The sequence below is a fragment of the Novosphingobium pokkalii genome, from assembly GCF_014652855.1.
Lineage (GTDB): Bacteria > Pseudomonadota > Alphaproteobacteria > Sphingomonadales > Sphingomonadaceae > Novosphingobium > Novosphingobium pokkalii.
Genome location: NZ_BMZP01000016.1, coordinates 63036 through 75059, shown reverse-complemented (window position 1 = coordinate 75059; position 12024 = coordinate 63036). Strand labels below are relative to the sequence as shown.

Genomic DNA, 12024 nt, shown 5'->3' with positions numbered 1-12024 from the left:
TTTCCCCTTTCCTTATTCGGTGAAACGGTAATCGCGCTGGATCTGTTGCGCGAGGTGGTTGTTGGCGGCGATGAACTGGCCGATCACCTGGTGCAGGCCGTGCTCGAACACGGCCTCGATCGTCTGGCTCTTGAGCTGTTCGTGCGTGCGCGCGACGATCGCATGGGTTTCCAGCCGATCGCCGTATTCGGCCGCCAGGCGATCGAGATAGTCGCGCAACTGGGCGTAGCAGAACGCCAGGCTGCGCGGGAAACGCCCGTCGAGCATCAGGAACTCGGCAATGCCGCGCGCTTCCATCCGCCCGGCGTTGAGCCAGCGATAGGCGCGATCCCCGGCGACGGCGCGCAGCACGTTGTCCCACTGCACGTTGTCGAGGCTGGAGCCGACATAGGACACCGAGGGCAGCAGCACGTAATATTTCACGTCGAGGATGCGCGCAGTGTTGTCGGCCCGTTCGATGAAGCTGCCGGCGCGGGCGAAGTAATAGATGTCGTTGCGCAGCATCGTGCCTTCCATCGCCCCGCGCACCAGCGTGGACTGGCGGCGGATCAGGTCGAGCACGCCGCCCAGGCGCGTTTCGGTCACGGTGCGGGCCAGCTCCTGCTTCAGGATCATCCAGCTTTCGTTGACCGCTTCCCATACCTCGCGCGTGATGCCGGTGCGGACCATGCGCGCGTTGTGGCGCGCCTGCTCCACCATGCTCAGCACGTTGCCGGGATTGTCGCGATCGCGCAGGATGAAGTTGACCACGGTGCTGGCGGTGTAATCGCTGCCGAACTTGGCCTGATAGGCCCCTTGCAGCCCCAGCGTGACCACCACCGAACGCCATTCGTCGCTGGCATCGGCAGCGTCGCGGGTGAGAGCCATGCGGAATCCGGCCTCCACCAGGCGCGCGGTGTTTTCCGCGCGCTCCAGATAGCGGAACAGCCAGAAGATGCCATTGGCGGAACGTCCAAGCATTTTATCGTTTTCCCTTCCGCCTCAATCGTCCAGCACCCAACTGTCCTTGGTGCCGCCCCCTTGCGACGAATTGACCACCAGCGAGCCCTTCTTGAGCGCCACGCGCGTCAGCCCGCCGGGCGTGATGTCGATCCCCTGCGGCGAAACCAGCACGAAGGGGCGCAAGTCCACGTGGCGCGGCGCGAGGCCAGCCTTGGTGAAGATCGGCACGGTGGACAGCGAGAGCGTGGGCTGCGCGATGTAGTTTTCGGGATTGGCGCGCAGCTTCTCGGCGAACATCGCGATTTCCTTGCGCGACGAGGTGGGGCCGATGAGCATGCCATAGCCGCCCGAACCGTGGACTTCCTTGACCACCAGGTCTTCAAGATTGTCCATCACGTAGGCCAGCGAATCGCTTTCGGCGCAGCGCCAGGTCGGCACATTGGCCAGGATCGGCTTTTCGCCGGTGTAGAACTCGACGATCTCGGGCATGAAGCTGTAGATCGCCTTGTCGTCGGCAATCCCGGTGCCTGGCGCATTGGCGATGGTGATCCCGCCGGCGCGATAGACGTCCATGATCCCGGAAACACCCAGCACGCTTTCCGGCTTGAACGTCAGCGGATCGAGGTAATCGTCGTCCACCCGGCGATAGAGCACGTCGATCGCCTGCCAGCCGCGCGTGGTACGCATGGCGACGCGGCCATCCTCCACTTTCAGGTCGCTGCCTTCCACCAGTTCGGCGCCCATCTGGTCGGCCAGGAAGGCGTGTTCGTAATAGGCGGAATTGAACGTGCCCGGCGTAAGCACGGCGACCACCGGCTTGTGCCCGTTGGCGGCCGGCGGGGCGCAGGCCGCCAGGCTGCGGGCCAGGCGGCGGGGATAGTCCGACACCTCGCGCACCCGCACCTTGGTGAACAGTTCGGGGAACATGGCCATCATCGTTTCGCGGTTTTCGAGCATGTACGACACGCCCGAGGGCGTGCGCGCATTGTCTTCGAGCACCATGAAATCGTCCTCGCCGGTGCGGACAAGGTCGATGCCGACGATGTGGGTGTAGACGCCGCCGGGCGGCGTGAAGCCGGCCATCTGCGGCAGGAACGCCGTGTTGCCCTTGAGCACCCGTTCGGGCAGGCGGCCGGAGCGGACGATTTCCTGGCGATGATAGAGATCGTGGAGGAAGGCGTTGAGCGCGCGGACCCGCTGCTCGATGCCCCGCGACAGCCGCCGCCACTGTGCGGCGTTGATGATGCGGGGAACCATGTCGAAGGGGATGAGGCGCTCTTCGGCGTCCTCGTTGCCGTAAACGTTGAACGTGATCCCGGTCTTGCGGAAAAAGGCTTCGGCTTCGCCCGATTTCCGCCGCAGCAATTCGGGTGGCTGCTCTTTCAGCCACTCGCAATACCCGCTGTAAGCGGGGCGTGTCGCGCCATCGGCGTCAAGCATCTCGTCATAGGACGAGAGCGAGGAATTGGTCATGCAGAACCTCCCGTCTGGCCCATTGCTTGCACACGATTCGGGCCTCCGCAAGCGCGGATGCTGCGCGTGCGAAACAATTGATTCCATCGTGGCCGAAGCCCTTGCGCAGGCGGTTTTGGCGTGGCAGCATCCGCGCCGCGCCGGTTCGCGTCAGTTTTCGTGTGTTGACTGGCAGGAAAGCCGGTGAGGCCCCGTCGATCAGGCCCAGTCGATCAGTGTCGGGCGACGAGATCGACCAGCGTGCGGGCTACTTGCGGATGCGCGGCAAAGCCCAGGTGGGTGACGCGCAGGGGTACGGCCAGATCACGCTCGCCCGGCCAGCCGGCGGCGCTGCGGGGATTGACGATGCCGTCGCGCGGGCTCCACAGCGCGATGGTCGGCACCGGCGGCTTGGTCGCCAGATCCTGCGCCATCGGCGCTTCATCCACGCTGTGGCCGGCCACGATCTGATAGGCGCGCCAGGCGTTGTTGGCGCGGCGATCGCCCGAAAACGGCGTGCCCATGGTGATGACCAGGGCCACATGGTCTGGCGCGGTCTTGGCCAGTTGCCGGGCGAACAGGCCGCCCAGGCTCCAGCCGACCAGAACCAGCGGCTCGCCTTCGCGGCGTGCCATGGTTTCCACGCGCTCGGCCAGGCGCTCGAAGCGGTCTTCGCTCGATCCAAAATTGAAGCCCAGGCCCCAGTCGCTGACGCGGTGGCCGGCGCTTTCCAGTGCGGCGGCGAGCGGCTTCATCCGCACCGGATGGGTGCCGAAGCCGGGCAGCAGCATGACCGGGCGCGAACGCGGCGCAGGTGGAACCGGGGCAGGGGGCTCGCTCCGCGCGGCTTGCCAGTGGTCGATCGGCGTGGCCAGTTCCCCCAGCAGACGCGGCCAGGCCGGCCCGCGCACGCCTTCCGGGCGCGGCACAAAGGCCAGCGCGCGCCGTCGCGCCAGGGCAGCACCCAGCGTTTCGATCTGGGCCCATGCCGTGCGGGGCGGGGAAGAGGGTTGTGTGGCCATAGGAATCACCGGATGGGAGCTATCTCATGCCGGGGATGAACGCCACAAAGACGGGTTTGTTTCAAATTCAAGTCACAATGGCGGCGTGACGCGCAAAAAAGTGCGGCTTTAGAACCCGCCTGCGGGCTGCGCCCCGAGAATGGGCAAGCCCGGAGTGGCCCGCCTGCGTTCCAGGATACGGCGTATCGGCGTGTCATAGAACCGGCCGACAAGGGTCGCTGCCGCCAGGGCGAGGCCCAGGTAGGCGCCGAGCAGAGCGAGATCGGCCAGTCCCCCCACAGGATGCGGGCGCCAGGCCACGATGATCTTCAGCAGGGGATTGTGCAACAGGTACAGCGGGTAGGACATATTGCCCAGCCACGTCCAGCAAGGGTGGCTGGCATCGGTCCTGATCGCCACGAGGAGGATCAGGGGGAAGACCACCATGACCGTCACCATGTCATAAGCCCACGAGCGGGTAGGACCGAACAGGATCAGGACCAGGGCGCCGGCGAGGCACAGCCCGATCTTGCCCGAGGACTGCCGCGCCGCCGATGGACGATGCAGGCGGCTGAGCAGGATGCCGAGCGGGAACGAGAAAAACGTCCGCAGCGGCCCGCCGTAAAAGCTGGTGAGCGTGAAACCCACTTCGATATCCCGGTGGATCAGCGCCACGCAGGCCAGGCCAGCCCCGGCCACCAGGCACAGCAGTGCCAGTTGGCGGTTGCGCCAGTGCACCAGCCAGACCGCGAAGGCGGCATTGGCCAGCAATTCCCAGAACAAGGACCAGGAAGGCGGATTGAGCGGCCATGGTCCAAAGCCGGGAACGTGCGAAAAGGGGGTGGGCAGCACCAGCAACTGCGCGATGAACGTGCCCACGAAGTCGATTGGCGTGACGGGTCTGGTGGCCAGAGTCACGCCTGCGCCAAGCACCGCGCCCAGCGCGATCATCGGGTAGAGGCGCAGCCATCGACGCCGACAGAAATCGGCCAGTGCCATTCCGTTGCGCAGGCGCTGTTCATAGGCCTGCGCAATGACGAATCCGCTCAGCAGGAAAAACAGATCGACGGCCAGATAGCCGTGGACGGCCACCTTGTAGCCCAGCAGAACCCAGCCATGGGCCACGACGACAGCGATTGCCGCAATGCCGCGAAAGCCGTCGAGTACGTGGAAGTGAGCTTTCATTGTCGTCCATCGATCATGCAGCGCGCGCTGCCCGGCTTCATCAGCCGCCTATCGTTATGGATCGTTACTGAAAAATTCGTTTAGCCACGGGTTTCTGGCGGATTGACCGCCTGCTGTTCCACGCCCAGCCCGCGTATCGCGACGGCCAATGCCTCGCGCAATTCCTCGCGGCTGGTGGCGAGAGCATGGTCAAGCTGGAGCACGGCGAGGCCATGCACCACCGCCCAGCACGCCAGCGTGGCTGCGGCGGGATTGCCGGGCTGCAACGCGGCAACGCGCGCCGACAACCGGTTATAGGCCTGTGCCCGGGCCGCAGCAGCGTTGTCCGCCTGCCCGGCCGGGCTGAACATCAGCCGGAACAGCCCCGGCTGCGCCATGGCGAAATCCACATAGGCAAGTCCCTGCGCCACCAGCGCCTGCATGCCCGGGGCGGAAGCGTCTGCCGCAGCCAGCGTGGCGGAGAGCCGGACGAAGCCCTGCGCCACCACCGCGGCCATCAGGGCCGCCTTGTCGGGAAAGTGACGATACGATGCCATCGCCGAAACGCCAAGGTCGCGGGCCAGGGCGCGCAGGCTGGGCTCTCCCGCGCCGGCATCAAGCGCCAGCGTGGCCGCATCCACCAGTTTCTGGCGCAGGCCTGCCGGCGGCGAGGGATCTGAAGGCTTCATGGCATGTTTACATCCTGTTGGCGCCGCTGTAGTTTACACTGTAAACAAACCCCGTATGGCAGGCAAGCGCCCACCACAGGAGGCCCGATGATCACGGTTCACCATCTCAACAATTCCCGCTCGCAGCGGGTGCTCTGGCTGCTGGAGGAGCTGGGGCTGCCCTATACGGTCAAGCGCTATGAGCGTGATGCCAGGACGATGTTCGCGCCGGCCGAGCTGCGCGCGGTGCATCCGCTGGGCAAGTCACCGGTGATCGAGGACGAAGGGCGCGTGCTCGCCGAAAGCGGCGCGATCGTGGAATACCTGGTCGACAAGGCCGGTGGCCGGCTGGGCGCGCCGGCCGATGGCGACGATGCGCTGCGTTACCGCATGTTCCTGCACTATGCCGAAGGCTCGCTGATGCCGCCGCTGTTGCTCAAGCTGGTGCTTTCGCGCGTGCCGATCATGGGCAAGATCGCGCTCAAGCGCATCCAGCCGATGATCGACGTGCATCTCGATTTCGTGGAGCGCGAGCTGGCGGCCCGCCCGTGGTTTGCCGGTGCGGAGATGACGGCCGCCGACGTGATGATGAGCTTTCCGATCGAGGCGGCGCGGGCGCGGGCCGGGCTCGATGCCACGCGGCCGCATACCTTGGCCTGGCTGGACAAGGTTCAGGCCTTGCCGGCCTATCGCCGGGCGATCGAGGTGGGCGGCCCTTACGCCTACGATTGAGTGGGGAGGGTGGCAGAGGACCGGGCGACTCGCGTCATCCGGCCTGCTGTGACTGCGTGCGAGGGCCTTCGATCGATAGTTCCGGTTGCTTTGCAGCATTACCCGGCGGCCATTCGCGACGAACTGCACCCGGTGCGAGACAATACTTCTGCTATTGCGTCGCAATAAGCGAAATCCCGCAAATTTAGCGATTTCCCGCCCTTGACGAGGTGGCCCGAACAGCGCATCGCGGCGCCGTTCACGAGAGGCCCGCTCGGCTGTCGTCGCCCCCGGACCGGCTTTTGCCACCGGATCAGGCACCGCGCTTCGCGCCTGCGGTCCCTCGCCAACGGCAGGAGGATTTCGCTTAGCCATGACCCAGGTCGGACAGGACTCGCTCGGCACGCGCAGCACGCTTACCGTAGGCGGCAAGAACGTCGCTTACTACTCCCTCAAGAAGGCCGCCGAAAAGTTCGGCGATGTCTCGCGGTTGCCTTTCTCGATGAAGGTGCTGCTGGAAAACCTTCTCCGCTTCGAAGACGGTGGCTTCACCGTTTCGGCCGACGATGTGAAGGCCCTGGTCGACTGGCAGAAGAACCCGTCGAGCAGCGCCGAAATCCAGTACCGCCCGGCGCGCGTGCTGCTCCAGGATTTCACCGGCGTGCCCTGCGTGGTCGACCTTGCCGCGATGCGCGACGCGATCGCCAAGCTGGGCGGCGACACCAGCAAGATCAACCCGCTGGTGCCCGTGCACCTGGTGATCGATCACTCGGTGATGGTCGATGAATTCGGCCACCCCAAGGCGTTCGAACAGAACGTCGAGATCGAATACTATCGCAACGGCGAGCGCTACGACTTCCTCAAGTGGGGCTCCAAGTCGCTGTCGAACTTCCACGCCGTGCCCCCCGGCACCGGCATCTGCCACCAGGTGAACCTGGAGCACATCGCCCAGACGGTGTGGACCTCGGAAGACCAGGACGGCAACCTCGTCGCCTATCCCGACACCTGCGTCGGCACCGACAGCCACACCACCATGGTCAATGGCCTGGGCGTGCTCGGCTGGGGCGTGGGCGGCATCGAAGCCGAAGCGGCCATGCTCGGCCAGCCGGTCTCGATGCTCATCCCCGAAGTGGTGGGCTTCAAGTTCACCGGCCAGCTTCAGGAAGGCGTCACCGCCACCGACCTCGTGCTGACTGCCACCAACATGCTGCGCAAGCATGGCGTGGTCGGCCGCTTCGTGGAATACTTCGGCCCCGGCCTGGCCGGCCTGACCCTGGCCGATCGCGCCACGCTGGCCAACATGGCGCCGGAATATGGCGCGACCTGCGGCTTCTTCGGCATTGACGAAAAGACCCTGGACTACATGCGCCTGACCGGGCGCGACGAAGACCAGATCGCGCTGGTCGAAGCCTATGCCAAGGAGCAGGGCTTCTGGATCGACCCGTCGGTCGAGCCGGTCTTCACCTCGACGCTGGAACTCGACCTGTCGACCGTCGTGCCCTCGCTGGCCGGCCCGAAGCGCCCGCAGGACAAGGTCGTGCTTCCCGAAGTGGACGACGTGTTCAACAAGGACCTCGGCGACGTCTACAAGAAGAGCCAGTCGCGCGTGGCCGTCGACGGCAAGGATCACGACATCGGCGACGGTGACGTGGTGATCGCCGCGATCACGAGCTGCACCAACACCTCGAACCCCGGCGTGCTGATCGCCGCCGGTCTGGTTGCCAAGAAGGCCGACGAACTGGGCCTCAAGCCCAAGCCCTGGGTCAAGACCTCGCTGGCACCGGGCTCGCAAGTGGTGACCGACTACCTCGAAAAGGCCGGTCTCCAGTCGCACCTCGACAACATCGGCTTCAACCTGGTGGGTTACGGCTGCACCACCTGCATCGGCAACTCCGGCCCGCTGGCCGAGCCGATCAGCAAGGCGATCAACGAGAATGGCATCGTCGCCGCCTCGGTGATCTCGGGCAACCGCAACTTCGAAGGCCGCGTCAGCCCCGACGTGCGCGCCAACTTCCTGGCTTCGCCGCCGCTGGTTGTCGCCTACGCGCTCAAGGGCACCGTGGTGGAAGACTTCACCACCACCCCGATCGGCACGAGCAAGGATGGCGCCGCCGTCTATCTCAAGGACATCTGGCCGACCAATGCCGAGGTTCACTCGGTCATGGCCGGGGCGATGAACCGCGCGATGTTCCAGGCCCGCTATGCCGACGTCTACAAGGGCGACAAGCACTGGCAGGCGATCAACGTGACGGGTTCGGAAACCTATTCGTGGCGCGCCGGGTCGACCTATGTCGCCAACCCGCCGTACTTCGAAGGCATGACCATGACGCCGGCCCCGGTTTCCGACATCGTCGGCGCCAAGCCGCTGCTGATCCTGGGCGATTCGATCACCACCGACCACATCTCGCCGGCCGGCTCGATCAAGGCCGACAGCCCGGCGGGCAAGTGGCTCCAGGATCACCAGGTCGCCAAGGCGGACTTCAACTCCTACGGCGCGCGCCGTGGCCACCACGAAGTGATGATGCGCGGCACCTTTGCCAACATCCGCATCAAGAACGAAATGGTCCCCGGCACTGAAGGCGGCTTCTCGCGCTATGGCGACGAAGTGGGCGCGGTCTATGACGTGGCGCAGAAGCACAAGGCCGATGGCACGCCGATGGTGGTCATCGCCGGGAAGGAATACGGCACCGGCTCCTCGCGCGACTGGGCGGCCAAGGGCACCAACCTGCTCGGCGTGCGCGCGGTGATCGTCGAAAGCTTCGAGCGTATCCACCGCTCGAACCTGGTCGGCATGGGCGTGCTGCCCTTGCAGTTCGTCGATGGCCAGACCCGCCAGAGCCTGGGCCTGACCGGCGACGATGCCTTCACCATCGAAGGCGTTGCCGATCTCCAGCCGCGCCAGACCGTGACCGTGAAGGTCACGCGCGCCGATGGCAGCAGCTTCACCTTTGAAGCGCTGTGCCGCATCGATACCGCCAACGAGCTTGAATACTTCAAGAACGGCGGCATCCTGCACTACGTGCTGCGCAAGCTGGCGGCTTGAGCGCCGCCGGCCTGACCGCCGGAACGCAAAAAGGGCGGCTCCTGACCGGAGCCGCCCTTTTTCGTGGCCACTGCACAAGCATCCTCCCCTTCGGGGGAGGTGGCAGGCCGCAGGCCTGACGGAGGGGGAGGCCAGGAAAGCGGCACGAAAAAGGGGCGGCCTCCCCCCGAAGACCGCCCCTTCCGTGGAGCCCGCAGGAACGGGCTTGACCGTGGCTTCAAGCCGGCTTGCGGCTCCGACCCCAGCGCTGGCGTGCGACCAGCGCCGCGGCGGCAGCGCCGAACAGCAGAACCATCGAAGGTTCCGGCACGTCGGTGCCACCATTGGTCGTACCGCTGCTGGTCGAACTGGTCGATGTCGATCCGTTGGACGAAGACGAGCTGCTGGTGGAGCTGGAGGAACTCGTCGAGCTCGATGTCGAGGAGGACGTGGACGACGAGGTGGAAGACGACGTGCTGCTGCTCGTCGAAGACGAAGTGCTGACGTTGCCCGAGGACGTGGACGTCGACGAGCTGGTCGAGACGTTGCCCGACGAAGTGGACACGTTGCCCGAGGACGTCGAGGTGGACGAGCTGGTCGAGACATTGCCCGAGGACGTGCTGACGCTGCCCGACGAGGTCGACACACTGCCGCTGGAGGTGGAGACGCTGCCGCTCGACGTGGACACGCTTCCGCTCGAGGTCGAAACATTGCCGCTGGACGTGGAGACGTTCCCGCTGGAAGTCGAGGTAGAACCGCCCGAGGTCGAGGTCGACCCACCGGACGTCGAGGTGGAACCACCCGAGGTGGACGTCGAGCCGGTGCTGGTGGACGAGACCACCACGCTGCCGCCCCCACCGCCGCTGCCACCGAAGAAACCGCCGAAGAAGCCGCCGCCAAAGCCGCCGACCGGGCCGCCGCCGATCACCACCGGCACGCCGCCCCCGCCGCCCACGGCCTGCGCCTGTGGCGGCAGCGGGGGCATGTAGGGTGCTGGCGCCATGGCATATTGGCGGGGCGGATCGCACGTCTTGGTCGTGGCGGTGGCAACGATCTTGCGCTGGCGGTGCACGACATGGGGCGGGGCGCGGCGGACGATCCGGCGCGGCTTGGCCGGCTTGGTCTTGATCGGCTTGATGTGGTGGATTTCGCCGGCAGATGGTGCCTCGGAGACATGCACGGCGCCGCCGCCCAGGACCGCGCCCCCCGCTGCGCAGGCCGCCAGTTTCGCCAATGCCATCCGAACCGACATGATCGTTGCTCTCGCTGAAATTCCGGGTTGGCCTAGCAGAAGCGCCTTAACAGGCTGCTGCCAAAACTCCCCTCCGCTGAACAACGCAGATCATAGCGGCAGCGTCCACCACGTTAACCGCAAATCGACAGGATAGCCGGCCATATTTCGTCGCATTTCGGCGCAGTGTGTTAACTCTGTCCCAATCTGGAACCCTTGCGCCCGCCAGTGTTGCCAATTCCGACAGGTGCGAGGGTCTATTCGCCGCTGTCTGGCTCGAACAGGCCGGGCAGCGTACCTGGCAGGCCGCCCGGCATTTGCGCCGTCGGCGGAGTGATTCCCAGGTGCTGCCAGGCGCGATCGTTGAGGCAGCGGCCGCGCGCGGTGCGGGCGACCAGGCCAAGCTGGATCAGGTAGGGTTCGATCACTTCCTCGATGGTGTCGCGCGGTTCGGACAGGCCGGCGGCGAGGGTTTCCACCCCGACCGGGCCGCCCTTGTAGATATCGGCGATCATCATCAGGTAGCGCCGGTCTTGCAGGTCCAGCCCCAGCGCATCCACTTCCAGCCGGGTCAGCGCCTGGTCGGCCAGCGCGCGGGTGATCGTGCCATCGCCCATGACCTGGGCGAAATCGCGCACCCGGCGCAGCAGACGCCCGGCCACGCGTGGCGTGCCCCGCGCCCGCTTGGCGATCTCGCGCGCCCCTTCGCGGTCGATGCCCACGCCCATCAGTGTAGCGCCGCGCGTCACCACCCGCTCCAGTTCGGCCACGGTATAGAATTGCAGGCGCACGGGAATGCCGAAGCGATCGCGCAGCGGGGTTTGCAGCAGGCCCTGCCGCGTGGTTGCGCCGATCAAGGTGAAGGGCGGCAGGTCGATTCGCACCGAGCGCGCCGAAGGCCCTTCGCCGATGATCAGGTCGAGCGCGCGGTCTTCCATCGCGGGATAGAGCACTTCCTCGACCACGGGATTGAGGCGGTGAATCTCGTCGATGAACAGAACATCGCCGGATTCGAGATTGGTGAGCAGCGCGGCAAGATCACCCGACTTGGCAATCACCGGGCCGGACGTGGCGCGGAAATTCACCCCCAGTTCGCGCGCGATGATCTGCGCCAGCGTGGTCTTGCCCAGGCCCGGCGGGCCGAAGAACAGCACGTGGTCCATCGCCTCGCGCCGCTGCTTGGCGCTTTCGATGAAGATCTTGAGGTTTTCGCGCGCAGCCTCCTGCCCCACGAATTCGGCCAGAGTCTTGGGGCGCAGCGCGGCGTCGATGTCTTCGGCCTGGGCCTTGGCGGAAAGGAGCGGGTTGTCGGTCATGACGGATCAGGGCTTTCGGCCAATTCGGCAGCAACGGCCGTTGTCTGGCCTCGGGAGTGTGGCCACGATGGGGTGTGCAACGCGAACGGCAACCTTGCGTGTATATTCTTGCCAGCGGTGTGCGCGGCACCTTGTATGTCGGTGTCACGTCGGCCTTGATGCAGCGCTTGTGGCAGCACCGCGAAGGTGTAACCGGCGGCTTCACGGCGCAGTATCGGGTTTATCGCCTGGTTCACTTCGAGATGTTTGACGACGTGGAGCGTGCGATTGCGCGCGAGAAGCAGCTCAAGAACTGGCGGCGGGACTGGAAGATCAATCTTGTTCACGCAGCCAACCCCGAATGGCGCGATCTTGCCGTCGGTCTCGGTTTTCCACCTCTGGGGCAGGGCAGGTCGCACCCTGGACCCTGAAACAAGTTCAGGGTGACGAACTTCTGGCAAACAGCACCTGTTTCCAAAATCGCCGTCACCCCGGACTTGGTCCGGGGTCCAGCTCTCCGCCTTTCCCGCCGTAGCCG

11 protein-coding genes are annotated in these 12024 nt (G+C 65.6%); 4 read left to right on the top strand and 7 right to left on the bottom strand.

The window, feature by feature from the left end:
- Positions 1–12 precede the first annotated feature (12 nt).
- From IE191_RS15650 to IE191_RS15630, 5 genes are all read right to left on the bottom strand, one after another.
- Positions 13–960 (bottom strand): alpha-E domain-containing protein, encoded by a 948-nt coding sequence (locus tag IE191_RS15650; protein ID WP_191325321.1) that lies wholly within the window; start codon positions 958–960, stop codon positions 13–15.
- 21 nt (positions 961–981) lie between these two features.
- Positions 982–2415, bottom strand: a complete 1434-nt coding sequence (locus IE191_RS15645; protein ID WP_191325320.1) for a circularly permuted type 2 ATP-grasp protein — start codon at positions 2413–2415, stop codon at positions 982–984.
- A 212-nt stretch (positions 2416–2627) separates the two neighbouring features.
- Entirely contained in the window at positions 2628–3416 is a 789-nt protein-coding gene (locus tag IE191_RS15640; protein WP_191325319.1) for an esterase/lipase family protein, read from the bottom strand.
- A 108-nt stretch (positions 3417–3524) separates the two neighbouring features.
- The gene (locus IE191_RS15635; RefSeq protein WP_191325318.1) at positions 3525–4580 is read right to left on the bottom strand and encodes an acyltransferase family protein; all 1056 of its coding nucleotides are present in this window, start codon (positions 4578–4580) and stop codon (positions 3525–3527) included.
- A gap of 80 nt (positions 4581–4660) precedes the next feature.
- Positions 4661–5248: a TetR/AcrR family transcriptional regulator gene (locus IE191_RS15630; RefSeq protein ID WP_191325317.1), complete on the bottom strand. Its 588-nt coding sequence runs from the start codon at positions 5246–5248 to the stop codon at positions 4661–4663.
- A gap of 87 nt (positions 5249–5335) precedes the next feature.
- On the opposite strand from IE191_RS15630, the gene IE191_RS15625 reads away from it, so the two are divergent.
- Both IE191_RS15625 and acnA read left to right on the top strand, forming a co-directional pair.
- On the top strand, positions 5336–5959 hold the full coding sequence (locus IE191_RS15625) for a glutathione S-transferase family protein (protein WP_191325316.1): 624 nt from the start codon (positions 5336–5338) through the stop codon (positions 5957–5959).
- Positions 5960–6311: 352 nt separating this feature from the next.
- A complete protein-coding gene (gene acnA / locus IE191_RS15620; protein ID WP_191325315.1) occupies positions 6312–8981 on the top strand; it encodes an aconitate hydratase AcnA in 2670 nt (889 codons plus the stop codon).
- Positions 8982–9198: 217 nt separating this feature from the next.
- On the opposite strand, the gene IE191_RS21095 is transcribed toward acnA, so the two are convergent.
- A complete protein-coding gene (locus IE191_RS21095) occupies positions 9199–9276 on the bottom strand; it encodes a hypothetical protein (protein WP_229815485.1) in 78 nt (25 codons plus the stop codon).
- Between the two features lie 28 nt (positions 9277–9304).
- Here IE191_RS21095 and IE191_RS21090 point away from each other — a divergent pair, with 28 nt between their 5' ends.
- The gene (locus IE191_RS21090; RefSeq protein WP_229815471.1) at positions 9305–9949 is read left to right on the top strand and encodes a hypothetical protein; all 645 of its coding nucleotides are present in this window, start codon (positions 9305–9307) and stop codon (positions 9947–9949) included.
- A 499-nt stretch (positions 9950–10448) separates the two neighbouring features.
- On the opposite strand, the gene ruvB is transcribed toward IE191_RS21090, so the two are convergent.
- Entirely contained in the window at positions 10449–11507 is a 1059-nt protein-coding gene (gene ruvB / locus IE191_RS15610) for a Holliday junction branch migration DNA helicase RuvB (RefSeq protein WP_191325313.1), read from the bottom strand.
- A gap of 98 nt (positions 11508–11605) precedes the next feature.
- Between ruvB and IE191_RS15605 the strand changes: the two genes are divergently transcribed.
- Positions 11606–11917, top strand: coding sequence for a GIY-YIG nuclease family protein (locus IE191_RS15605; RefSeq protein WP_308432922.1), 312 nt, complete (start codon positions 11606–11608; stop codon positions 11915–11917).
- Positions 11918–12024: the final 107 nt, after the last annotated feature.

Coding starts and splice junctions, on each gene's coding strand:
- IE191_RS15625 (WP_191325316.1), top strand. CDS start 5,336: ATGATCACGGTTCACCATCTCAACAATTCCCGCTCGCAGCGGGTGCTC.
- IE191_RS15650 (WP_191325321.1), bottom strand. CDS start 960: ATGCTTGGACGTTCCGCCAATGGCATCTTCTGGCTGTTCCGCTATCTG.
- IE191_RS15640 (WP_191325319.1), bottom strand. CDS start 3,416: ATGGCCACACAACCCTCTTCCCCGCCCCGCACGGCATGGGCCCAGATC.
- acnA (WP_191325315.1), top strand. CDS start 6,312: ATGACCCAGGTCGGACAGGACTCGCTCGGCACGCGCAGCACGCTTACC.
- IE191_RS15630 (WP_191325317.1), bottom strand. CDS start 5,248: ATGAAGCCTTCAGATCCCTCGCCGCCGGCAGGCCTGCGCCAGAAACTG.
- IE191_RS15645 (WP_191325320.1), bottom strand. CDS start 2,415: ATGACCAATTCCTCGCTCTCGTCCTATGACGAGATGCTTGACGCCGAT.
- ruvB (WP_191325313.1), bottom strand. CDS start 11,507: ATGACCGACAACCCGCTCCTTTCCGCCAAGGCCCAGGCCGAAGACATC.
- IE191_RS15635 (WP_191325318.1), bottom strand. CDS start 4,580: ATGAAAGCTCACTTCCACGTACTCGACGGCTTTCGCGGCATTGCGGCA.
- IE191_RS21095 (WP_229815485.1), bottom strand. CDS start 9,276: ATGGTTCTGCTGTTCGGCGCTGCCGCCGCGGCGCTGGTCGCACGCCAG.